Annotated in this window: 17 protein-coding genes; 6 read left to right on the forward strand and 11 right to left on the reverse strand. The window is 65.1% G+C overall.

The features are described 5' to 3' along the window. Positions 1 to 218: 218 nt before the first annotated feature. From F3H96_RS09560 to F3H96_RS09595, 7 genes are all read right to left on the reverse strand, one after another. Positions 219 to 1,163 carry an ABC transporter permease gene (locus F3H96_RS09560; protein WP_149791696.1) on the reverse strand — a complete coding sequence of 315 codons (945 nt, stop codon included), beginning with the start codon at positions 1,161 to 1,163 and terminating at the stop codon, positions 219 to 221. After that, positions 1,160 to 2,215, reverse strand: coding sequence for an ABC transporter permease (locus tag F3H96_RS09565; RefSeq protein WP_149791697.1), 1,056 nt, complete (start codon positions 2,213 to 2,215; stop codon positions 1,160 to 1,162). Before F3H96_RS09565 ends, F3H96_RS09560 begins: the two co-directional genes overlap by 4 nt. Then, positions 2,215 to 3,726, reverse strand: coding sequence for an ABC transporter ATP-binding protein (locus tag F3H96_RS09570; protein WP_149791698.1), 1,512 nt, complete (start codon positions 3,724 to 3,726; stop codon positions 2,215 to 2,217). Before F3H96_RS09570 ends, F3H96_RS09565 begins: the two co-directional genes overlap by 1 nt. Before the next feature lie 169 nt (positions 3,727 to 3,895). Further along, positions 3,896 to 4,921, reverse strand: a complete 1,026-nt coding sequence (locus F3H96_RS09575) for a BMP family protein (RefSeq protein WP_149791699.1) — start codon at positions 4,919 to 4,921, stop codon at positions 3,896 to 3,898. A 326-nt stretch (positions 4,922 to 5,247) separates the two neighbouring features. Further along, a complete protein-coding gene (locus tag F3H96_RS09585; protein ID WP_188131341.1) occupies positions 5,248 to 7,314 on the reverse strand; it encodes a 3-hydroxyacyl-CoA dehydrogenase NAD-binding domain-containing protein in 2,067 nt (688 codons plus the stop codon). A gap of 527 nt (positions 7,315 to 7,841) precedes the next feature. Further along, positions 7,842 to 8,432: a hypothetical protein gene (locus F3H96_RS09590; protein ID WP_149791700.1), complete on the reverse strand. Its 591-nt coding sequence runs from the start codon at positions 8,430 to 8,432 to the stop codon at positions 7,842 to 7,844. 44 nt (positions 8,433 to 8,476) lie between these two features. Then, a complete protein-coding gene (locus F3H96_RS09595; protein ID WP_149791701.1) occupies positions 8,477 to 9,085 on the reverse strand; it encodes a TetR/AcrR family transcriptional regulator in 609 nt (202 codons plus the stop codon). 78 nt (positions 9,086 to 9,163) lie between these two features. Here F3H96_RS09595 and F3H96_RS09600 point away from each other — a divergent pair, with 78 nt between their 5' ends. Both F3H96_RS09600 and F3H96_RS09605 read left to right on the forward strand, forming a co-directional pair. Then, complete coding sequence (locus F3H96_RS09600; protein ID WP_149791702.1) at positions 9,164 to 10,447, forward strand: MFS transporter; 1,284 nt, start codon at positions 9,164 to 9,166, stop codon at positions 10,445 to 10,447. Positions 10,448 to 10,737: 290 nt separating this feature from the next. Further along, complete coding sequence (locus F3H96_RS09605; protein WP_149791703.1) at positions 10,738 to 12,312, forward strand: alkaline phosphatase; 1,575 nt, start codon at positions 10,738 to 10,740, stop codon at positions 12,310 to 12,312. A gap of 217 nt (positions 12,313 to 12,529) precedes the next feature. Here F3H96_RS09605 and F3H96_RS09610 read toward each other — a convergent pair whose 3' ends face one another. Then, positions 12,530 to 12,799 (reverse strand): hypothetical protein, encoded by a 270-nt coding sequence (locus tag F3H96_RS09610; protein ID WP_244619948.1) that lies wholly within the window; start codon positions 12,797 to 12,799, stop codon positions 12,530 to 12,532. A gap of 212 nt (positions 12,800 to 13,011) precedes the next feature. On the opposite strand from F3H96_RS09610, the gene typA reads away from it, so the two are divergent. Next, on the forward strand, positions 13,012 to 14,841 hold the full coding sequence (gene typA / locus F3H96_RS09615) for a translational GTPase TypA (protein ID WP_149791704.1): 1,830 nt from the start codon (positions 13,012 to 13,014) through the stop codon (positions 14,839 to 14,841). Between the two features lie 50 nt (positions 14,842 to 14,891). Here typA and F3H96_RS09620 read toward each other — a convergent pair whose 3' ends face one another. Then, positions 14,892 to 15,518, reverse strand: coding sequence for a DUF1062 domain-containing protein (locus tag F3H96_RS09620; RefSeq protein ID WP_149791705.1), 627 nt, complete (start codon positions 15,516 to 15,518; stop codon positions 14,892 to 14,894). 574 nt (positions 15,519 to 16,092) lie between these two features. Between F3H96_RS09620 and F3H96_RS09625 the strand changes: the two genes are divergently transcribed. Further along, the gene (locus F3H96_RS09625; RefSeq protein ID WP_149791706.1) at positions 16,093 to 16,707 is read left to right on the forward strand and encodes a LysE family translocator; all 615 of its coding nucleotides are present in this window, start codon (positions 16,093 to 16,095) and stop codon (positions 16,705 to 16,707) included. A gap of 61 nt (positions 16,708 to 16,768) precedes the next feature. Here the strand turns inward: F3H96_RS09625 and F3H96_RS09630 are convergent, their stop codons facing one another. Next, a complete protein-coding gene (locus F3H96_RS09630) occupies positions 16,769 to 17,092 on the reverse strand; it encodes a hypothetical protein (RefSeq protein ID WP_149791707.1) in 324 nt (107 codons plus the stop codon). A 163-nt stretch (positions 17,093 to 17,255) separates the two neighbouring features. Continuing rightward, positions 17,256 to 17,819 (reverse strand): peroxidase-related enzyme, encoded by a 564-nt coding sequence (locus tag F3H96_RS09635; RefSeq protein WP_149791708.1) that lies wholly within the window; start codon positions 17,817 to 17,819, stop codon positions 17,256 to 17,258. Between the two features lie 129 nt (positions 17,820 to 17,948). On the opposite strand from F3H96_RS09635, the gene F3H96_RS09640 reads away from it, so the two are divergent. Together F3H96_RS09640 and F3H96_RS09645 are read left to right on the forward strand one after the other, a co-directional pair. Next, positions 17,949 to 22,727 (forward strand): NAD-glutamate dehydrogenase, encoded by a 4,779-nt coding sequence (locus F3H96_RS09640; protein WP_149791709.1) that lies wholly within the window; start codon positions 17,949 to 17,951, stop codon positions 22,725 to 22,727. A gap of 205 nt (positions 22,728 to 22,932) precedes the next feature. Further along, positions 22,933 to 24,312 carry an MFS transporter gene (locus F3H96_RS09645; RefSeq protein WP_149791710.1) on the forward strand — a complete coding sequence of 460 codons (1,380 nt, stop codon included), beginning with the start codon at positions 22,933 to 22,935 and terminating at the stop codon, positions 24,310 to 24,312. Position 24,313: the final 1 nt, after the last annotated feature.

A 24,313-nucleotide genomic window follows, 5' to 3' on the forward strand; every position in this document is an offset into this window, starting at 1 on the left:
CTTCGTCCTGGGAACAGCTTGGTGCCCTTCCTCTATCCCGTCGATCGGGGAGAGGTGTCGAGCGCAGCTCGACGGAGTGGGGGTCGACCCTTGGCGCAGTGCTGGGAGATTCGCGCGCTTTCAAACGTCCGTTGGTGACGGTTGCCAGGTGGTTCCCCCACTCCGTCGCTGCTTCGCAGCGCCACCTCTCCCCCCTCCGGAGGGAGAGGAAAAGGGCATTACCGTTCCTCCCGTCGAAACGGCTTCAGCAGCGCCGAAGGCGCGACTGCGTTGCGCGACATGAAGGCCATGGCGACGATGGTGAAGATGAAGGGCAGCATCAGGAATGCTTCATAGGGAATATGGCCGAGGCCGCTTGCCTGCATCCTGAGCTGCAACGCGTCGACGAAGGCGAAGAGCAGCGCCGCTCCCGCCGAGCGCCACGGGTCCCAGCGGCCGAACACGACCAGCGCGATCGCCACCCAGCCGCGGCCGGAGACGACGCCGAAGGTGAAGGCGTTGAACTGCGCCATGGTCAGGAAGGCGCCGGCAAGGCCCATCAGCGCGCCGCCGAGGATGACCGCCTGGAAGCGCGTGGCGATGACGCTGACGCCGGCTGAATCGGCCGCGCGCGGGTTCTCGCCGACCATGCGCACCGACAAGCCCCAAGGCGTGCGGTAGAGCACGAAGGCGGCGAGCGGGACGGCGACGACGGCGAGATAGACCAGCGCGAACTGGTTGAACACCGCTGGGCCAAGCACCGGTATGTTGGACAGCAGCGGGATCGGCACGGGCTTGAAGCCGTCGATGCTGGGCGGCACCGATTGCTGGCCGAAGATCAGCCGGTAGAGGAAATAGGCAAGGCCCGAGCAGAACAAAGTCACGCCGATGCCGCAGACATGCTGGCTGAGCCCCAAAGCCACCGTGAACAGCGCATGCAGCGCGCCCATCAACGCGCCGGTGAGCACGGCCGCCAGCACGCCCAACCATAGGCTGCCGCTCAGGCTGGCGGCGGTGAAGCCGGCCATCGCCGAGAGCAGCATGATGCCTTCGATGCCGAGGTTGAGCACGCCGGCGCGTTCGGAAAACATCTCGCCGAGCGTGGCGAAGGCCAGAGGCGTGGCGATGCGGATGATGGCGGCGAGGAAGCCGACCTGGAAAATCTGCTCGAACACCGCGCTCATGACAGAGCTCCCACGCGGCGGACGCGGTAGGCGGTGAAGAGCAGCGCCACCAGCATGGCAAGCAGCGCCGTGCCCTGGATGACGTCGCTGAGGAAAGCCGGCACGCCGGTCGCCCGCGACATCGCCTCGGCGCCGGTCATGACCGCGGCCAGGAAAATCGCCGCCGGCACCACGCCCAGCGGGTTGAGCCTAGCCAGCATCGCGACGACGATGCCGGAATAGCCATAGCCCGGCGAGATGTCGCTCATCACCTGGAAGTGGACGCCGCCGACCTCGCCGACGCCGGCGAGCCCGGCCAGCGCGCCGGAGAGCAGCGCGGTGGAGAGCAGCACACGCCGCACGTTGATGCCGCCATAGCGCGCGGCTTCCGGATTCTCGCCGGTGACGCGGATGCGGAAGCCGAGCGTGGTGCGCGCGATCAGGAACCAGCACAGCGGCGCCGCGACCAGCGCCACGATGACGCCGAGATGCAGCCTTGTGCCTTCGACCAGCACCGGGAAGTTGGCGGAATCTTCGATCGGCGGCGAGATCGGGTAGCCGCTGAACGTGTCCTTCCACGGCCCTTCGATCAGCGCCATAAGCGCATAATAGATGACCGAGTTGAGCAACAGTGAGGAGACCACATCGTCGACCTTGAATTTCACACGCAGCGTCGCCGGCACCAGCGCGACGAGCGCGCCGGCAGCCGCGCCGACAAGCGCCATCAACAGCATGGCGAGATAGCCAGGCATCGGGATCGCGCCGACGAAGCAGCTAGCTACCGCGCCGGCCAGCAGCTGGCCCTCGGCGCCGATGTTCCAGAATTTGGCGCGGAAGGCGATGGCCACGGCAAGTCCGGTAAAGATCATGGGTGCCGCGCGCACCAGCGTCTCGGTGATGGCGTAGCTGTCGCCGAGCGAAGCCGACAGCATGACGCCATAAGCCTCGACGACGCCGGCGCCGGCCACCGCGATCAGGCCGCTGCACAGGATGAGCGTCGCGGCGATCGCGATGAGCGGCAGCGCGAGATTGAACCAGGCGGGCGTCGACGTGCGCGCTTCCAGGCGAAACATCAGGCATGACCCTCCGCGCCGGTCATCATGAGGCCAAGCCTCGCGACCGTGGCGTCCGCGCCCGAAACCGTGCCGGCGATGCGGCCCTCATACATCACCGCGATGCGGTCCGAGAGCATCAGCAATTCCTCGAGGTCCTCGCCGATGACGATGATGCCGCAGCCCCTGGCGCGCATGGCGAGGAACTTTTCATGGATGAAGCGGGCGGCGCCGATGTCGAGGCCGCGCGTCGGCTGCGAGACGATCAGCACCTTCGGGTCGAAAGCCAGCTCGCGCGCCAGAAGCGCCTTCTGCAGATTGCCGCCGGACAGCGCGCCGGCGCGCGTCATCGGCCCCGGGCAACGAATGTCATAGGCCCTGATCTGCGCCTCAGCGAAGGCGCGGATGGCGCCGGGATTGAGCAGGCCCTTGCGGCTGAAGGCCTCGGTGCCGATGCGCGGCAGCACCATGGAGTCGGCTAAAGGCAGGTTGGTGACAAGCCCGGTCGTCATGCGGTCTTCCGGGATGCGGCCGAGGCCGAGCGCCTGCAGCTCGCGCGGCGAGAATTGCTCAACCGCTTTGCCGGCTATCGTCATCGCGCCGGCCCTGGGCGCCAGCATGCCGGAAATGACGTCGGCCAGCGCGCGCTGGCCGTTGCCGGAAACGCCGGCGATGCCGAGGATCTCGCCCGAGCGGACGGAAAGCGAGACGTCGCGCAGTGGCGTGCCGGCATGGCCGGAAGTGGAAATATTGTCGAGCGCCAGCACGGAAGCGCCGGGCGTCGAAGCCTCCCTGGTGGGCGGCACGATCTCGTGGCCGCACATCAGCTTCGCCATTTCGGCCGAGGTCGTTTGTGCCGGCTGGTCGACGCGGCCGGCGACCTTGCCGAGACGCAGCACGACGCAGCGATGGGTGAGCGCGCGCACCTCGTTGAGCTTGTGCGAGATGAAGATGATGCCGAGACCTTGCGCCGCCATGGAGCGCAAGGCGGCGAACAGGCCATCGACTTCGGACGGCGCCAGCACCGCGGTCGGCTCGTCGAGGATCAAGAGCCTGGCGCCGCGAAACAGCGCCTTGATGATTTCCAGCCGTTGCTGCTCGCCGACCGACAAAGCCGAGACCGGCAGGTTCGGATCGAGGCTCAAGCCATGCTGGCGGCCGATCTCCTTCAGCCGCGCCAGCCCGCCGGCGCGGTCGATGCGGCCGGATTTGCCGGGAATGCCGATCAGCAGGTTCTCCAGCACCGTCAGCCGCGGCGCCAGGTGAAAATGCTGGTGCACCATGCCGATGCCGGCAGCCAGCGCATCGGCCGAATTGTGGATTGCGACCGGCCTGCCCTCGACCAGGATCTCGCCGGCATCCGGAGCATAGGCGCCAAACAGCACGTTCATCAGCGTGGTCTTGCCGGCGCCATTCTCGCCGAGCAGGCCGAGGATCTCGCCGGGCGCGACGCTGAGATCGACGGCCTCGTTCGCCTTGACGGCGCCGAAGCTCTTGGTGATGCCGCGCATTTCGATGAGTGGGGCGGACAAGGGATACTCCTGGTATCCCCCCCTTGAGGGGAGGGTGCCGAGCGAAGCGAGGCGGGAGGGGTCACCTCAACCGCCTCGACCTATGATCTAGCGAGATGGAGCGCGTCGCGTGCGACCCCTCCCGGCCCTGCGGGCCACCCTCCCCTCAAGGGGGAGGGGAACGCTGGCTCTAATCCGAAACCGGCGTGTTCTCATCCACGTCGACGCGGAAATTGCCTTCGAGGATCTCGGCCTTCTTCTTCTCGACAAGGTCCTTCACATCCGCCGGCAGCGTCTTGTCGAACTTGTGGTAAGGCGCCAGATAGGAGCCGCCCTTGGCCATGCGCGAGAAGTCGCCATAGTCCTGCGCAGTGAAGACGCCGGCCTTGACCAGTTTGATCGCCTGCTCGACCGTCGGATACATATCCCACACCGGGCCGGTGATGACCGTGTCCGGGCCGAGGCTCGACTGGTCGGACATGTTGGAGATGGCGTAGATCTTCTTTTCCACCGCGGCCTCGATGACGCCGAAGCGCTCGGCATAGATGACGTCGACGCCGGCATCGATCTGCGCCACCGCCGCTTCCTTGGCCTTGGGCGGATCGAAGAAGGAGCCGATGAAGGCGACCTTCTTCTTGACGTTCGGATTGACCTCCTTGGCGCCGGCGAAGAAGGCGTTGACCAGCCGGTTCACTTCCGGAATGCCCATCGCCGCGACCGCGCCGACCGTGCCCGACTTCGACATTTTTCCCGCGATCATGCCGGAGAGGTAGGCGGGCTCATGGATCCAGTTGTCGAAGACCCCGAAATTCGGTTCGGCCGGGCCGGCGCCGGAGCCGAACAGCCAGGCCGTCTTCGGGAACTGCTTTGCCGTGCGGCGCGACTCGCGCTCGGCGGCGAAGGCGTCGCCCAACACCAGCTGATAGCCGCCCTGCGCATATTCGCGCATCACGCGGCTGAAGTCGGCGGTCTGCACCTTCTCCGACCATTTGTATTCGATGCCCAGTTCCTTCTCGGCCTTCTGCAGGGCGACATGGATCTGGTTGTCCCACGGCTCCTCGATCGGCGTGGCGAAGATCGCCGCCACCTTGAGCTTCTTGTCCTTGGCGAAGGCGGCGCCCGGCAGGACGGAAGCGGCGAGGCCAAGCGCACCGAGTTCCAGCACGTTGCGCCGCGACAGGCCCGCGCGTTGCGTTTTGCTACGTTCGTTTTCCATTTGGAATTCCCCTCTGTTCGACGGCCGTGTCGAGCCGGCCGTTCAAGAATGTCAGACGCGAGGACTATGGAACGGCGTCTGAGTTTTGTCCACATGGTCAAATTTGATGGATAGGGACAGTGGGAGCCTGGAAGCGCAGGCGGGACAGCGCCCCCCTCTGGCCTGCCGGCCATCTCCCCCACTTGGGGGGAGATCAGACGTTGCGCCTGCTTTCGCCAATTATCAGCGTGGCAGGAAGAGCGAGGCGCCCAAGCTGCCAATCTCCCCCCTTGTGGGGGAGATGCCCGGCAGGGCAGAGGGGGGCGCGAAGGATCTCGGCGTCTGCCCTATCCGCTCGCAATCCAACTCCCCGTCTCGGCAAACCTTTTCAATAGCGGCGCCGGCTCGAAGATCGCCCGGCCGGTTTGCGCATGCCAATACTCCAGCCGCTCGACGATCCTGCCCGCCCCTTCAAGCCCGGCCCAGAACATCGGCCCGCCCTTGCCGATCGGGAAGCCGTAGCCGTTGACCCAGACGACATCGATGTCGGAGGCGCGGGCCGCAATACCTTCCTCGAGGATTTTCGCGCCCTCGTTGACCAGCGGATAGAGCGTGCGCTCGATGATTTCGTCAGCGCCAATCTCGCGTTGCGCAACCCCCAGTTCTGCCGCCTTGGCGCGGATCAACGCGTCGATTTCCGGGTCCGCGACCGGATCACGCGAGCCGCTGTCATAGCGATACCAGCCACGCCCGGTCTTCTGGCCGAAGCGGCCCTGTTCGCAAAGCGTGTCGGCAATGACCGCCGTCTGGCCGCGCGCCTTGCGGTTGCGCCAGCCGATGTCGAGGCCGGCGAGATCGCCCATCTGGAACGGACCCATCGGCCAGCCGAAATCGGTGAACGCCTTGTCGACCTGGGCGGGTGTCGCGCCTTCGAGCAGCAGGAACTCGTTTTCCGCGCCACGCGCGGACAGCATGCGGTTGCCGACGAAGCCGTGGCAGACGCCGACGACGACCGCCACCTTGCCGATGCGCCGGGCGAGATCGGCGACCGTGGCCAGCACCTCGGGCGCCGTTTTCTCGGCGCGAACGATTTCCAAGAGCTTCATGACATTTGCCGGCGAAAAGAAATGCATGCCGAGCACGTCCCGCGGCCGCGACGTCGAGTCGGCGATCGCATCGACGTCGAGATAGGAAGTGTTGGTGGCGAGGATCGCGCCGGGTTTGGCGACGGCATCGAGCTTGCCGAAGACCTGCTTCTTCACCGCCATGTCCTCGAACACGGCCTCGATGATCAAATCGCAATCGGCGAGATCGGCATGATCGGTGCTGCCCTTGAACAGGCTGAGCCGCTGCTGCCTTGCCTCCTCCGTCAGCGTACCGCGGCTGACCGAGACGGCATAATTCTTCTCGATCATGGCCAGACCGCGCTGCAACGCCTCGTCGCCGGTCTCCAGCAAGGTGACCGGAAACCCGCCATTGGCGAAAGCCATGGCGATGCCGCCGCCCATCGTGCCGGCGCCGATGATGCCGACGCGGACAATCCGGCGCTTCTGCAGATCCTTGCCAGGTATCTTCGCCGCCTCGCGTTCGGCGAAGAACAGATGCCGCTGCGCGCGCGACTGGTCGCCGGAAACGAGCCTCAGGAACAGTTGCCGCTCGGCGGCAAGCGCCTCGTCGAACGGCAAGGTGATCGCATTGTGCACCGCCTCGGCGCAGGCCAGCGGCGCTTCCAGTCCGCGCGCCTTCCTGGCGAGCTCTGCCGCCTGGGCGTCGAAAGTGGAAAGATCGGTTCCGGCAAGGCGGTCGTTGCGGTTGCGCACCGGCACGAACGGGCCGCCTCGACGAGCCATTTCGCCTGCGAAACGAACCGCCTCCGCCAACAGATCGCCGTCGACGACCGCATCGGCAAGACCGGCCGCCTTCGCCTCTTCGGCCGAGATCGGAGCTCCGGAAACGATCATGCCGAGCGCTTTGGCGGCACCCACCAGGCGCGGCAGGCGCACCGTGCCGCCGCCGCCGGGCAGCAGACCGAGCTTCACTTCCGGCAGGCCAAGCTTGGCGCCCAGGTCGGCGACACGAAAATGGCAGCCGAGCGCCAGTTCCAGCCCGCCGCCCAGCGCCGTGCCGTGGATGGCGGCGACCGTCGGCTTGGCGATGGTTTCCAGCAGGGCGACGATGGCGCGCAGCTCTGGCTGCTCGACCGGCTTGCCGAATTCGGTGATGTCGGCGCCGGCCGCGAAAGTGCGCCCGGCGCAGGCGATGACGATGGCCCTGGTGGCTGGATCGTCGCGCAGCGCGGTGAGCGCCTCATAAAGCGGTTTGCGGACGTGAAAACTCAGCGCATTGACCGGCGGGTTGTCGATGGTGACCACCGCCATGCCGTGCTGGTTCGCGACGCTGACAGAACTGGACAAGCGGAACCTCCCGAGACCGGCTGCGATCGCGCAACGCTTTACTTGGCCGGCCGGCGAAAGGGAACCCGATCCGGCCATGGCCTAATTGATCGAAGACTAGCGCCGGCCTCTGCTTCGGTCGCAAGGCTTTCCGGTTGAGGGGGCCGAACAAATACCAGGGGCGCCGGTCACCTAGTTCCCCGACACGGGGATTTTGAAAGATTGCCATTTTGTCTTGGTGTAAGGTTTTCCCGTTCATTTGAAAACAGCGCAAACGTCGTCATTCTATGGCGGAGCAAGGAGCGCAGCGACGCGGCGCAGACCATAGAATCCATGCCGTGACTTCGAAGCGTTGCTGCGATGCAGAATTTTGCTCTGTTGCACGCCTTGGCGAAGGTAACGGCATGGATTCTAGGGTCTTCGCGACGGAGCTTCGCTCCTGCTCCGCCCTAGAATGACGATCGCGATGGGCGTTTCGGCCAATCTCCAAGGCATGCCACCCGCCAACGCAAACAGAGTCGACCGGTCAAAATCCCTGTGCAGTGCCACTAGTTATCCACCCGGCCGAACGGCGGCACGTCGCCGACGACTTCGCGCTTGTCCTTGCCGCAGGCGAAGGTCTTCGCCTTGTCGTCGGCGAGCTTGCGCGCCTGGTCGTTGGCCTGTGCGTTGCCGGTGGCGAGCACCAGTCCAATCGTGCAGCCCTGGTGCTCTTCCGGCTGAGCGACCTTGGCGACAACCAGCACCTCGATCGACTTCTTCTCGTCTTCGGGGTTGCTGACGGAGCGGCGATGAATGGCGGCGAACGGGACGGCGACATCGCCGTTCGTCTCGATCCGCCATTCCACCTTCGGGCCGGAACCGTTGAAGGCGGTGAAGCTTTCCCAGACCGCGGTCATGTCGTCCGATGGAAAGCCGTAATAGACGGATTCGCGCGCATCATCGTAACCGATCAGGACGGGGTAGCCGCGATAGCCCGAGCAGACGAGGCTCGCCCAGTCGCCGTCGCCTTCCGCGGCCTGGGCATAGGTGACGCAGTCCTTCTTCCAGTCGAGATCGGTGTAGGCGCTGGAGATGTCGCCGGAAACGGCTGCCTGGCAGGACCCGGCGAGGGCGAGCGGGATCAGAACAGCACGCATGGGCACGTCCCCGGTGGAGGTTGCCATGAGCGTAACGTCAATCGCTATTTCTTCAAGCTCGCTTCGATCAGCAGGTCGGCGTTGCGGGCCACCGCCGCCGCCGGCCCGCCCAGGCCGAAAAGCTGCCCGCTGATGTAAGCGCCTTCGATAAGGAGCAGCAGCCCGTCGCCGAGCGTGTCGGAATCGCTCGCGCCCATCGCGGCCGCCATGGCGCGCAGGCGCCGGCGCAGTTCCACTTTGTTGTTCTCGCTCACCACCCGCGCGGGATGCCCGCGCTCGGGATATTCCACCGCCGCGTTGGTCATGCCGCAGCCGCGATAGTCGGGCTTCTGCGTGCGTTTGCCGACGCGGGTCAGGAACGCGATGATCTGGGCGCGCGGATTGCCCGGATGCGCGTCGACGGCTTCGTCGAAGCGTTCCCAGAATTCGAGATCATATTTGCGCAGATAGGAGGCAGCGAGTTCGTCCTTTGACGGGAAGCTGCGATAGAGGCTTGGCTTGGTGACGCCCGCGCGCCTGACGATCTCGTCGACGCCAATCGCCCGGATGCCCTCGCGATAAAAAAGGTCGCGCGCCACGTCCAGGATTTTGTCCGCCGCCTTCGGGACCGGGGCCCCGCTCAACGATGCATCAGTTTTATTGTCCGATGGCATGCAAACAACTCGCTTGACAATGTTACTGACCGGTACGTATGTATGGCTTCATTCCATTGCAACGTACCGGTCAGTAACATGATAACCCAGTCCCGTCCGTTTGGCCAGCGCTACGCCTTCGTCGTCGTTGCCGTCATCTTCCTCTGCCTGCTGATCGCGGCCGGGCTTCGTTCGGCGCCTGCCGTCATGATGGTGCCGCTGGAAAATAGTTTCGGCTGGCGGCGCGATGTCGTTTCGCTGGCCGCTGCGACCGGTATTTTCCTCTATGGCCTGACCGGACCATTTGCCGCGGCGCTGATGGAGCGGATAGGTCTGCGCCGGACGCTGCTGGCCTCATTGCTTATCATGTCGGGCTCGACGGCGCTCAGCCTTTTGATGACCAAGCCGTGGCATCTGCTGATCACATGGGGGGTGTTTTCCGGCATCGGCTCGGGTGCGGTCGCCACCGTGCTCGGCGCCACCATCGTCAATCGCTGGTTCAAGACCAATCGCGGCCTGGTGATGGGGCTGATGTCGGCCTCCAGCGCCACCGGCCTCTTGGTGTTCCTGCCGCTGCTCGCCGCGCTCGCGCAGTCGGGCGGCTGGAAGCCGGTCGCTATCGCGATTTCCATCGCCACCGCCTGCCTTCTGCCGCTGGTCTGGCTGCTGGTGCCGGAACGCCCCGCCTCGATCGGTCAGGTGCGTTTTGGCGCCGACGCCGACGACGTGCCGCCGGCCTCGCCGGCTTCGCAGGGCAATTTCCTGGCGCATACGCTCAATACGCTCCGCCGCGCCGCCGGCACCCGCGTGTTCTGGTATCTGTTCGCCACCTTCTTCATCTGCGGCTTCACCACCAACGGCCTCGTCGGCACGCATCTCATCGCCTTCTGCGGCGACATGGGCATCGGCGAGGTGCAGGCGGCAGGCCTCTTGTCGATGATGGGCATCTTCGACCTGATCGGCACGACCCTGTCAGGCTGGCTCACCGATCGTTTCGATCCGCGCAAGCTGCTCGGCGTCTATTATGCCGTGCGCGGCCTGTCGTTGATCTATCTGCCCTATTCCGGCTTCTCGGCGACCAGCCTGATCATCTTCGCCGTGCTCTACGGGCTCGACTGGATCGCCACGGTGCCGCCGACGCTGCGGCTTGCCAACGAAGCCTTCGGCGACCGCAGCGGTCCGATCGTGTTCGGCTGGATCGTCGCCGGCCACCAGGTGGGCGCGGCGGCAGCCGCTGCCTTCGGCGGCACCATGCGCGAGCTGCAGGGCAATTACGAACTGGCGTTCCTGATTGCCGGCATGACGGGTATCGCGGCGGCCTGTATCTCGCTCTTGATCAATACGAGCCGGCCGGCCTTCGAGCCGGAGCCGCAGGCGGTTTGAGCCGCCCTTCACCTTCTCCCCTGTGGGGAGAAGGTGGCTGAGCGAAGCTCGGTCGGATGAGGGGTGCTCCAGGTAACGCCAGCGCTTCGCTCAGCCGGAACATCAACGACTCACTCCGCTGGAACACCCCTCATCCGTCTCGGCGCTGGGCGCCGATCCACCTTCTCCCAAAAGGGGAGAAGGGGAAGAGCGCCCTGTTCACTGTTATCAAAACTTCATGGTTCCGATATGCGCCTGAAACATTGACGCAGCAGCTTGGCGGTCCCGTTCAATGCCATCCGGAGACAGCCATGAACAAGCTCTCGTTGACCCGCCGCGCTTTCGTCACTTCAGCCAGCGCCTTTGGCCTGGTCGGCGCCTCCGGTCTCGCTCTGCCCTATTATTCCCGCGCCAGCCAGCGCCCGGCCTTCACCCACGGCGTCCAGTCCGGCGACGTCGACGCCACCTCCGGCATGGTGTGGACCCGCACCGACCGTCCGGCGCGCGTGATGTATGAAGTGTCGACCACCGAAAGCTTCGCCAATGCGGCGAGGCTCGCGCCGCTCGATACCTCTCCGGCCAGCGACTACACGGTGAAGCGGCTGCTCACCGACCTCGCCGCGGACCAGGACATCTTCTACCGCATGACGGCGGCCGACCTCTCCGACGTCAACATGCTCTCCGAGCCGATCGTCGGCCGATTCCGCACGGCCCCGGCCTCGAAGCGCGACGTGCGCTTCGCCTGGTCGGGCGACACCGCCGGCCAGGGCTGGGGCATCGACGAGACCGGCATGAAGACCTACTCGACCATCGCCAAGCACACCCCGGACTTCTTCCTGCATTCCGGCGACACGATCTATGCCGACGGCGCCATGAAGGATGAGGTCGACCTGCCCGGCGGCGGCAAGTGGAAGAACGTCGTCATGATCGACGGCAAGCGCAAGGTGGCCGAGACGCTGGACGAGTACCGCGACCAGTGGAAATACAACATGATGGACAAGCACGTGCTCGCGCTTAGCGCCATCTGCCCGACCTTCTACCAGTGGGACGACCACGAGGTGCTGAACAACTGGTCGGACTCGAAGAACCTGACCGCCGACGACCGCTACAAGGAAAAGTCCATCCATGTGCTGGCGGCGCGCGCGGCGCGCGCCTTCCATGAAATGACGACCATCCGCTACGAGCCGTCGGAGCCGGGCCGCGTCTATCGCAAGATCTCGCACGGGCCGCTGCTCGACGTCTTCTTCCTCGACATGCGCTCCTATCGTGGCCCCAACGGCCCCAACCTGCAGGAAACGCTGACGCCGAAGTCGCGCATGATCGGCGAGGAGCAGTCCAAGTGGCTGAAGCGTGAGCTCGCCAATTCCAAGGCGACGTGGAAGATCATCGCCGCAGACATGCCACTCGGCCTCGTCGTCTGGGACGACGCGGCCAAGAAGGCCGGCTTCGAGGCCGTCAGCAACAACGACAATGGCGCGCCAAAGGGCCGCGAGCTCGAATTCGCCGACGTGCTGCGTTTCATCAAGAATGCCGGCATTACCGATACGGTGTGGCTCACGGCCGACGTTCACTACACGGCGGCGCATTACTACAACCCCGACAAGGCGCAGTTCCAGGATTTCAACCCGTTCTGGGAGTTCGTCTCCGGCCCGATCCACGCCGGCACCTTCGGCCCCAACGACCTCGACATGACTTTCGGGCCCGAGCTGAAGTTCATCAAGGCGCCGACTGCCGAACAAGGCCAGAACCTGCCGCCATCAGCCGGCCTGCAGTTCTTCGGGCTGGTCGATATTTCCGGCGCGACCGAACAGCTCACCGTGCGGCTGATGGATCGCGACGACAACGAGCTCTACAAGGTTACGCTGGACCCGGTGCGGTCGGCGTAAGGTCGGCGCGAGGCACCCCCTCTGTCCTGCCGGACATTCTCCCCCTTGGGGCCCGCAAGGGGGGAGATCGGCAGCTCCGTCGCCGGCGCTTTTTCTGCGACGTCGGCGATTGGCGAAAGCCGGCGTGACATCTAATCTCCCCCTTGCGGGGGAGATGCCCGGTAGGGCAGAGGGGGTGCGCCGGAGTGCTATCCTAGTCAGACAGCCGCCGCGAAGCTCAATCCGGATAACAGGCTCTCGGAATGTTCGGCCATACCGCCGTGTCGCAGCTGGCATCCTTCTGGCGTTGCTTGAAGGCGGCCCTGACCGGGCCGGTGACGACGGGGTCGACGCCGTCGGGAGCATCGGCGAACATCTGTTCGACGGTCTTGGCGTCGTCCGGACGCGCCGGATTGGCTTCGCGCAGCACGGCAGCCGACTGCGCGGCCCCCGCCGCGACCAGCCCGGCAAGCGACGCCCACGCAAAAACCGGACGCAATCTGGACATCTGATCGGTCATGAACATCGAACTGCCCGGCCCCTCAAAGGTTCCGCCTTGGTTAACAAAATCACTTCACACCAAGACGTTTAAGAATCAGTGACCATCTATTTGGGGCGGGGCCTCCCCTTTCGCAATTGCGAAAAACCTTGTATGAGCCGCCCAATCGAAAATGGCGGCGCCTTTGGGCCTGCTGCCTGCAACACTCCCGAGACCAGACAATGAACCTCCGCAATATCGCGATCATCGCGCATGTCGACCATGGCAAAACCACCCTCGTCGACCAGCTCCTGAAACAGTCCGGCGCCTTCCGCGACAACCAGCGCGTCGCCGAGCGCGCCATGGACTCCAACGACCTCGAAAAGGAACGCGGCATCACCATCCTGGCCAAGGCGACCTCGGTCGACTGGCATGGCACCCGCATCAACATCGTCGACACGCCCGGACACGCCGATTTTGGCGGCGAGGTCGAGCGCATCCTGTCGATGGTGGATTCGGCGATCGTGCTCGTCGACGCCGCCGAAGGCCCGATGCCGCAGACCAAGTTCGTTGTCGGCAAGGCGCTCAAGGTGGGCCTCAAGCCGATCGTCGTCATCAACAAGATCGACCGTCCGGACGCCCGCCATATCGAAGTGGTCAACGAGGTGTTCGACCTCTTCGCCGCGCTCGACGCCACCGACGAGCAGCTCGACTTCCCGATCCTCTACGGTTCGGGCCGCGACGGCTGGGTCTCGGAAAATCCGGAAGGCCCGAAGGACCAGGGGCTGGCGCCGCTGTTCGACCTCGTCGTCAAGCATGTGCCGGCGCCGACCGTCCATCCCGGTCCTTTCCGCATGATCGGCACCATTCTCGAAGCCAATCCGTTCCTCGGCCGCATCATCACTGGCCGCATCGAATCCGGCACGCTGAAGGCCAATCAGGCGGTCAAGGTGCTGCACCACGACGGCGCGCAGATCGAGACGGGCCGCATTTCCAAGATTCTCGCCTTCCGTGGCCTCGAGCGCCAGCCGATCGAGGAAGCCCAAGCGGGCGACATCGTTGCAATCGCCGGCCTGTCGAAGGGCACCGTCGCCGACACGTTCTGCGACCCGGCGGTGAGCGAGCCGCTGCATGCACAGCCGATCGACCCGCCGACCGTGACCATGTCCTTCCTCGTCAACGACAGCCCGCTTGCCGGCACCGAGGGCGACAAGGTGACCAGCCGCGTCATCCGCGACCGCCTGCTGCGCGAGGCCGAGGGCAATGTGGCGCTCAAGATCGAGGAATCGGCGGAGAAGGATTCCTTCTTCGTCTCGGGCCGCGGCGAATTGCAGCTGGCGGTGCTGATCGAGACGATGCGCCGCGAGGGCTTCGAACTCGCCGTGTCGCGCCCGCGCGTCGTCATGCAGAAGGGCGATGACGGCCAGCTGCTGGAGCCGGTCGAGGAAGTCGTCATCGACGTCGACGAGGAGCATGCCGGCGTCGTCGTGCAGAAAATGTCGGAGCGCAAGGCCGAGATGGTCGAGCTGCGTCCATCGGGCGGCAACCGCCAGCGCCTGGTCTTCCACGCCCCGACGCGCGGCCTGATCGGCTACCAGTCGGAGCTGTTGACCGATACGCGCGGCACCGCGGTGATGAACCGGCTGTTCTTTGCCTATGAGCCCTACAAGGGCGAACTGCCCGGCCGCACCAACGGCGTGCTGATCGCCAACGAGCAGGGCGAGTCGGTCGCCTATGCGATGTGGAACCTGGAAGACCGCGGCCCGATGATCATCGACCCCGGCGTCAAGGTCTATCAGGGCATGATCATCGGCATCCATTCGCGCGACAACGACCTCGAGGTGAACGTGCTCAAGGGCAAGAAGCTCACCAACATCCGCGCCGCCGGCAAGGACGAAGCGGTGAAGCTGACGCCGCCGGTCCGCATGACGCTGGAGCGCGCGCTGGCCTGGATCCAGGACGACGAGCTGGTCGAGGTGACGCCGAAGACCATCCGTCTGCGCAAGCTCTATCTCGACCCGAACGAGCGCAAGCGCTCCGAGAAGGCGGCCAAGGTGATGGGCGCGGCGTAAGCCTTCCAGGGAAGGGTTCAAAAGAGGGGGCATTGCTCCCTCTTTTCGTTTCAGCCGCTCGCGGCCGACAGGACAGCGCTGCAATCCGCCTCGTCGGCCAGATCGATGCGCACCGCCAGGCCGTCGCGCACGGGCTTGCGCAAGGCCCTGGCGCCGTCGGGCTCGACAGTCAGCCGCTCCCGGTCCTCCAGGGCCTGTAGCCTTGATCGCGAAAGGCCGAGTTCGCCGGCAAGCAGGCGATCCAGCCGCAAAGGCGTCGTGCCCTCGAGCCGAAGCCCGAGCTCCAGCGCGGCCGCGTGTTCCGGCTCTCCGTCCAGAAGCTTCTTCCCGACCGTGATGTCGGCGAATTCCTCGATCCGACCGGCCCGGTTGCGCAGTGTGGCGCTGTCGAAAGCGTAGCGCCGGACAAGCGCCGGATCGTTGCCTTCAAGCGCGGTGAGCAGCGAAGGCTCGATGTCGCGGCGGTTTCGCCGTTCCAGGATGGTGAAATTCCAGGAGTTCTCGCAGCCCGTGCAGCGGTAGATCAGCCACGCGTCGATGCGCTTGCCGTTGGCGTTGACGCGAAATTTCTCGCCGCACTGATAGGGCCTGACGCCGCCGCAGCGGTTGCAGTTGATAAGAGGTCGAGGTGCGATCGCGGGCGCGATCGTCCAACGGATACGCAAAGTTCGAGACATGCCGGTAGGCCCTTCCCATCGGGAAGTCCGTCAGGCCGGCAATGTCCGAGATGCCCCAAGGGCACGGCGTGGCGAAGACTGCGTGTTTAAATCAGGCGTCGGCGTGGATGACGCGCGGCTCAGCAATGCCAAACCGGTCTCGAACCGCCGCCTGAAGAACACGTGAATAAGGTGCAGGGCGGCTAAAGCTGCGCCTGCGGTGCATTCAGGGGAGTTGGCGAGACCGGTGGTTACTGAGGCAAAGTGATGCTCGAAATGGATAAAGGGTCGGCTCTTCTAGCGGCAGGATGACGAAGGGACAAGGCTTAACGGCCGAGGTAGGCGCTGCCCCTCATTGCCCTGCCGGGCGTTTCTCCCCGTGAACGGGGAGAAAGGACCTGATCGCGGCGTAGGCGCTTTCCTGCAACGCTGATGATTGGCGAAGCCGGTGGCGACATCGCCCTTCGCCCCGTTACGGGGAGAAGATGGCGGCAGCCAGATGAGGGGCGGCGCCAGCATCAGCGATTGCCGCATCTTTGCCAATGTTGCTTTCGCTGGCTAGTATGGCAGCCAGCCCCAATCGAAGAGGTCCGCCATGCATCTCGCCTCGCTGCTGATCTTCGCCGCTGCCCTGTTCGTCGCCGCCGGCTCGCCCGGCCCGTCGATCGCAGCCCTTGTGGCGCGCGTGATCTCGAAGAGGTTCCGCGACGTCTTCCCGTTCCTGCTGGCCATGTGGATCGGCGAGGGCATCTGGCTGTCGCTGGCGGTGTTCGGGCTCGCGGCCGTGGCGCAGACCTTCCACTACGCCTTCGTCGTCGTGAAGTGGGTGGGCGTGGCCTATCTCGCCTGGCTGGCGTTCAAGATGTGGACGGCGCCGGTCGAGGCGAAGGAAGGCGAGATGCCGCGCGAGGATTCGGCCGTGAAACTGTTCTTTGCCGGCATGGCAGTGACGCTCGGCAACCCCAAGATCATGATGTTCTATCTGGCGCTGCTGCCGACCATCATCGATCTTGCCTCGGTGAGCGTGGTCGGCTGGGTCGAGCTGACGCTGACCATGGCCGTTGTGCTGGTCGTCATCAACCTCGCCTGGGTGCTGGCCGCTGCCCAGGCGCGCCGGCTGCTGAAGAGCAAGCGCGCCATGAAGATCGCCAACCGCGTCAACGCGACGACGATGGCAGGCGCTGCCGCCGCTATCGCCGCACGTTCTTGACCTGCATTATTGTTCAGGTGAGACCGGCTGGCCTCACTTTAATCCGAACACGCCTCTTGCCTCACATCACTTCGATGATAGGGGCAATCTCGACGCTGAAGGCCGGGTCCATCAGGATCGGGCAATCCTTCGCCTTGGCGACGGCATCGTCGATGTCCTTGGCCTCCACGATCGTATAGCCGGCTGCCGGATTGGCGCCGCCATTGTTCTCGACCTTCCCGCTGGGTAGCACCGTCTTCGACATGCCCACCGGATTGCCGCCGTCGACCACGGCCGAGCCGAGCTTGCCATACCAGCCGGTCCAGGCATCCATCGCCGCCTTTCGTTCAGCTTCGTCGGTCGGCATCTTGCCGGAGCCATGATAGACATAGAGAAATTTCGCCATGTTCTCCTCCCTTGTCGGCGGCGTCGAACCGGCATGCGGCCACGCCGCAGGACGCGGCCACGCCGCAATCCGATACGCGGCTACGCCGCAATCCTGATCATCGGACCAAACGGCTGGGCGGGCAATGAAAAATTCGATGTTGCTAATGTAAAGCCTGCGAGCCTCACCGCGCCATGGCGTGGTATTCGGGGTTCGGCCGCATGTCGACGGCGGACGCCACCCTATTCGACATGTTGAAGAAGGCGGCGGTCGAAGCGATGTCCCAGATGTCGCGGTCGGAGAAGCCGGCCCGACGCAAGGCTGCGCGGTCGGCCTCGACGATCTTGGCCGGCTCTTCCGTCAGCTTCACGGCGAATTCCAGCATGGCCTGCTGGCGGTCCGGCAGCCCGGCGGCGCGAAAATTCATCACCATCATCTCGCCTAGCGCCGGCTCGCCTGACAGCTGGCGCACCGCGGCGCCATGCGCGGTCAGGCAGTAGAAGCAGTTGTTGATCGAGGAGACGACCACGGCGATCATCTCGCGCTCCAGTTTCGACAGGCCGGACTCGCCCAGCATCAGATCGTTGTACATGTCGGTGAAGGCACGCAGCTTCTTCTCGTCGAAGGCATAGGCAAGGAGCACGTTGGGCACGAGGCCGAGCTTCTCCTCGCATTTGGCGAAATAGGCTTTCGTCGCCTCGCTCAGCTCCGCCTGAACCAGGTCGAGCGCGGTAATCTTGTCGGTCATGGGTCGTTCTCCCTTTGCAAGGCCCGGCGTCGGTTCGAATTTTTTAATACGTCGTCAAACCTTTGTCGCGAAACGGCGGTCATCTGCTACGATAGTCGCAAAAGCATTTGACGGGAGGGAATAAGCATCATGGCCAGCGTGAAATCCAAGCCAAAGAAGAAGGCCGCTGCCGCCGCGAAAGCGGAGGAGAAACCCGCAAGGCTTGCCGATTACCTCCTGGCCCGGGCGCCTGCCGAAGATGTCGCGGCCTATGACGTGGCCGACCTCGAACGGGCAGGCGAGCTCGCTGGCCGGGCGGTCGCAGGCCACAGGAAGGGCGAAAGCGTCGTTGCCGTCGAGGCCGATTCGGGCGTTTCCTGCAACGGCCGGCCGGTTACGGTCGTCACCGTCGTCAACGACAACATGCCGTTCCTTTTCGATTCCATCCTCGGTGAAATCACCGAGACCAGCGGCGAGCCGACGCTGGTCACCCATCCGATCGTCACCGTGCGCCACGGCAAGAGCGGTGTCGTCGAGGTCCTTGGCGACAGCGGCAAGGAGGATGACGGGCGCGACCGGCTGAGCGTCGTACACGTCCATATCCCGCGGCTGACCGCCGACCAGGCAAAGAGCCTCACCGAGCGGCTGCGCAAGACGCTTTCCCAGGTCCGCGCCGCCGTCGTCGACTGGAAGCGCATGCTTGCCCGGCTCGATCAGGCGATTTCCGAATTCCGCTATTCGGCGGTGCCGCTCGACAAGAAGAGCGTCGCCGAGGCGATCGCTTTCCTCGAATGGCTGCGCGACGACAATTTCACCTTCCTCGGCATGCGCGAGTTCAAATATGTCGGCGGCGAAGAAAGCGGCTCGCTGGAGCGCGCCGAGAAGCCCGGCCTCGGTATCCTGTCCGACCCGGATGTGCTGGTGCTGCGGCGCGGCACGGAGGCGGTGACGACGACGCCCGAAATCCGTGCCTTCCTGCATGGGCCGGAACCGCTGATCGTCACCAAGGCCAACGCCAAGTCGTCGGTGCACCGACGCATCTATCTCGATTACATCGGCATCAAGACCTACACCTCGAAAGGCGCGCTCGCGGGTGAATTGCGCATTGTCGGCCTGTTCACCTCGACCGCCTACACGCGTTCGGTAATGAAGATCCCTTATCTGCGCTCGAAGGCCGAAACCGTGATCTCGAAATCCGGTTTCGATCCGCACGATCACTCCGGCAAGGCGCTGATCAACATCCTGGAAAGCTACCCGCGCGACGAGTTGTTCCAGGTTCCCATTCCCATTCTGCGCAAGCATGCCATGGCTATTCTGGGACTCATCGAGCGGCCGCGCGTGCGGGCGCTGGTGCGCGTCGATCAGTTCGACCGGTTCGTGTCCATCATCGTCTTCGTGCCGCGCGACCGCTATGACAGCGTCGTGCGCGAGAAAGTCGGCACGTATCTCAAGACCGTGTTCGAGGGCCGGCTGTCGGCCTACTATCCGGCCTTCCCGGAAGGCGGGCTGGCGCGCGTGCATTTCATCATCGGCCGCTCGGGCGGCAAGACGCCGAAGGTCGAGCAGTCCACGGTTGAAGCGACGATCCGCGACATCGTGCGCACGTGGGAAGACGCGCTCTCCGAAGCCGCGGAAGCGGCCGGCAGCGATCCGGCGCTGAAGGCGATCGCGGCGCGCTTCCCGGAAAGCTATCGCGATACTTTCTCGGCTGCCGTGGCGCTGGCAGATGCCGGGCGCATCGCCAGGATCAGCGCCGAAAATCCGATCGCCATCGACTATTACCGCCATGGGGACCAGAAGCTGCAGCAGGCGGCGCTGAAGATCTATCACTTCGGCAGCCCGGTGGCGCTGTCGCGCCGCGTGCCGGTGCTGGAGAATATCGGCTTCCGCGTCATCAGCGAGCGCACCTTCGAGATCGGCGACGATGTTTCCGGCAAAGTCTTCATCCACGACATGGAACTGGAGAACAGCTATGGCAAGCCGATCGATCTCACCGACGGCGGCGCGCTGTTCGAGGACGCCTTCCTCTCCGTCTGGCGTGGCGATGTCGACAATGACGGCTATAACGGGCTGGCCCAGACCGCCGGCCTGTGGTCTGGCGAGATCACCATCCTGCGCGCCTACGGCCGCTACCTGCAGCAGGCCGGCATTGCGCAGAGCCAGGATTTCATCGCCGCCGCGCTCAACCGTTATCCCGAGATCGCGCGCGGCCTGCATGCGCTGTTCGTCGCCCGCCTCGGGCCGACGGCGGAAGCCGAAGGCGTGGTCGCCGCAAAGCACCTCAAGGCCAAGATCAAGGACGCGCTGGAAGAGGTGCCCAATATCGACGACGACACCATCATCCGGCGCTACCTCAATTTGATCGAAGCCTCGCTGCGCACCAATCATTTCGTAGCCGATACGAAAGCGAAAGGGCAGTCGCTGGCGATCAAGCTCGACTCGCAGGCGGTCGAGGGCCTGCCGGCGCCGCGGCCATGGCGCGAGATCTTCGTCTATGGATCCGAGGTCGAGGGCGTGCATCTGCGGTTCGGCCCGGTGGCGCGCGGCGGCCTGCGCTGGTCGGACCGCGCCCAGGATTACCGCACCGAGGTGCTGGGCCTCGTCAAGGCGCAGCAGGTCAAGAACGCGGTCATCGTGCCTGTCGGCGCCAAGGGCGGCTTCTATCCGAAGAAGCTGCCAATGAGCGCCGGCCGCGACGCCATCTTCGAGGCCGGCACGTCGGCCTACAAGAACTTTGTCTCCAGCCTGCTCTCGATCACCGACAATATCGGCGTCGACGGCGTCATTCCGCCGGCCGGCGTGGTGCGGCGCGACCAGGACGATCCCTATTTCGTCGTCGCCGCCGACAAGGGCACGGCGACCTTCTCAGATACCGCCAACGCCATTTCCGAAAAGCACAATTTCTGGCTGGACGATGCCTTCGCCAGCGGTGGCTCGGCCGGCTACGACCATAAGAAGATGGGCATCACCGCCAAGGGCGCCTGGGAGGCGGTGAAGCGGCATTTCCGCGAGATCAACCGCGACATCCAGACCTCGCCCTTCACGGTCGTCGGCGTCGGCGACATGTCGGGCGACGTGTTCGGCAACGGCATGCTGTTGTCGCCGCAGACCAGGCTGATCGCCGCCTTCGACCACCGCGACATCTTCATCGATCCCGACCCGGACATGGCGGCCTCGATGGCCGAGCGGGTGCGCATGTTCGCGCTGCCGCGCTCGTCCTGGCAGGACTATGACAAGTCGAAGCTGTCGGCAGGCGGCGTCATCGTCTCGCGCAACCAGAAATCGATCACGCTGCCGCAGGCGGCGGCAGTCGCGATCGGGCTCGCCAAGACGACGGCGACGCCGGTCGAGATCATGAACGCCATCCTCAAGGCGCCGGTCGACCTTCTGTGGTTCGGCGGCATCGGCACCTATGTCCGGGCTTCCGGCGAGAGCAACGCCGATGTCGGCGACCGTGCCAACGACGCCATCCGCGTCACCGCGCTCGATCTGCGCGCCAAGGTCATCGGCGAGGGCGCCAATCTCGGCGTCACGCAGCGGGCGCGCATCGAGTTCGGTATGAATGGCGGCCGCTGCAATTCGGACGCCATCGACAATTCGGGTGGCGTCAACTGCTCCGACGTCGAGGTCAACATCAAGATCGCGCTGGCCTCGGCGATGCGCAAAGGCTCGCTGACCAGACCGGCGCGCAACAAGCTGCTCGCCGAGATGACCGACGAGGTGAGCGCGCTGGTGCTCTCCAACAACTACCAGCAGACGTTGGCGCTGTCGCTGGCGCGCAAGCGCGGACTGGCCGACATCGCGCATCAGGCGCGCTTCATGGCCGCGCTGGAAGCGCGCGGCCTGCTCGACCGCGCGGTCGAGACGCTGCCTTCGCCGGCGGCGCTTGCCGAGCGCGAGGCGCGCGGCGAACCGCTGACCAGGGCCGAGCTCGGCGTGCTGCTCGCCTATGCCAAGATCGTGCTGTTTTCCGACATCGTCGCCAGCGACGTGCCGGACGACGCGCATTTCGATCGCGACCTGATGGGTTATTTCCCTGAACGGATGACGAAGAAATTCGCCGGCGAGATCCGCGACCACCGGCTGCGGCGCGAGATCATCACGCGCGTGCTTGCCAACGATCTCGTCAACCGCGGCGGTCCGTCCTTCGTCAACCGGCTGCAGGAAGCCACGGGCCGCACGGCGGCCGATGTCATGCGCACCTTCGCCATGGTCCGCGACGGTTTCGCCCTGCCGGCGCTCTATAAGGAGATCGACGCGCTCGACAACCAGATCGACGGCCAGATGCAGCTCGATCTCTATCAGGCGGTCAGCCGGCTCATCTTCGTGACCAGCGGCTGGTATCTGAAGAACGAAGCGGGCGCCGTGCCGCTCGGCCAGCGCATCGCCGAATTGCAGGAGGCCCGCAAGGCGCTCGAGCCCAAGCTGGCCTCGCTGCTGCCGGCCTTCTCGCGCGAGCGCATCGAGGAGCGGCGGCATGGCCTGTTCAAGGGCGGCGCGCCGGAAAAGCTGGCCGAGAAGCTCGCTCTGGCCGAGGTGGCCGAACTGATCCCGGATGTCGCGCTCACCGCGCGCACCGCCAATGCCGACATCGTCAGCGCGGCCAAGGCCTTCTTTGCGGTCAGCGATGCCTTCCGCATCCCGCGCGTCGAGGAAGCGGCGCGCTCGATCATGCCGCCTGATTATTACGACCAGCTGGCGCTGTCGCGCGCCACCGACACGATCGGCGTGGCGCGCCGCGGCATAGCGGTGGCGGCGCTAACCGGTCACGGCACGGCGGCGGATCCCGTCGCGGCCTGGCTGGAGGCCGGCGGCGAACGCGTCGCGCGCATCCGCGAGCGGCTGCAGGCGCTGACCGAAGGCGGCGACATCACCGTGTCGCGGCTATCGGTGGCGTCCGGCCTGATGAGCGACCTGACGGGGATGTGAGCTAACCCTTCCCCCTGTGGGGAGGGTCGCCGCATAGCGGCGGGGCGGAGGTGAGGCACCGACCCCCACCCGGACCTGCGCTGCGACCTCGCCACAAGCGGGAAGTGGAGGCGGGCGCTCAGCCGCGCCACGCTTGTTCATTTGCATCGCTGCCTCAAAACATGCAGACATGGCGCCCGACGCGGGCGGGGCCGAAGGAATCAGCATGGCGGCGGTAGAGACAATGCAGCGGGCATCGGGGCGCGGCATCTGGGGTTGGATGTTCTTCGACTGGGCGGCGCAGCCTTTCTTCACCGTCGTCACCACCTTCATCTTCGGGCCATATTTCGTCTCGCGCATGGCGAGCGATCCGACCGCGGGACAGGCCGCCTGGGGCTACGGCATCGCCGCGGCAGGCCTGGTCATCGCGGTGCTGTCGCCAGTGCTCGGCTCGATCGCCGACCAGACGGGGCCGCGCAAGCCCTGGATCGCCTTCTTCGCCACGATCAAGATCGTCAGCCTCACGCTTTTGTGGTTCGCAGCGCCGGGCTCGAACCTGTTCCTGGTCGTGCTGTTGTTCTCGCTGGCCTCGGTGGCGGCCGAATTCTCCACCGTGTTCAACGATTCCATGATGCCGCGGCTGGTGCCGAAGGAGGAGATCGGCAGGATCTCCAATGTCGCCTGGGGTCTCGGCTATCTCGGCGGCATGGTGGCGCTGATCTTCGTCGTGCTGTTCCTGGCCGGCAATCTGGAAACCGGCAAGACGATCATCGGTCTCGATCCATTGTTCCGGCTCGACCCGAAACTCGGCGAAGACGCGCGCTTCACCGGGCCGATGTCCGCCGGCTGGTATTTCCTGTTCATCCTGCCGATGTTCTTCTTCACGCCAGACGCCATCAAGGGCATCCCGATCGGGCCTGCGGTGCGCGAAGGCCTGTCCGAACTGAAATCGACCCTTGTGGAGGTGCGCCGGCGCGGCGGCATCCTGCGCTTCCTGCTCGCCCGCATGATCTATCAGGACGGCGTCAACGCGCTGCTTGCGCTCGGCGGCACGTTCGCGGCCGGCATGTTCCAGTGGTCGATTACCGAGATCGGCATGTTCGGCATCATCCTCAACGTCGTCGCCATCTTCGGCTGCTGGATCGCCGCACGGCTCGATACCGCGCTCGGTTCGAAGGCCGTGGTGATGATCGCGCTGGTGATGCTTTCAATCGCCACGATCGGCGTCATCTCGACCGGCCCAGGTTTCACGCTGCTCGGCCTGATCCCGCTTTCGACCACCGATTCCGGGGGCTTGTTCGGCACTGCGGCCGAAAAAGCCTACATCCTCTACGGTCTGCTGATCGGACTTGCCTTCGGTCCGGTGCAGGCGTCGTCGCGATCCTACATGGCGCGCAGCGTGACCGCCGCCGAATCCGGCCGCTATTTCGGCATCTACGCGCTGGCGGGGCGCGCAACCAGCTTCCTGGCGCCGTTCCTGGTCGCAAGCATCACCACCATCAGCGGCTCGGCGCGACTCGGTATGGCGGTGATCATCCTGTTCCTGGCGCTTGGGATGGCGATCCTGGTGGGAACGCCCTACCCGGCGGACAAGCCGAAGGGGTAGC

It is taken from the genome of Mesorhizobium sp. NFR06, from assembly GCF_900115245.1.
In the GTDB taxonomy this organism is placed as follows: Bacteria; Pseudomonadota; Alphaproteobacteria; order Rhizobiales; family Rhizobiaceae; genus Mesorhizobium.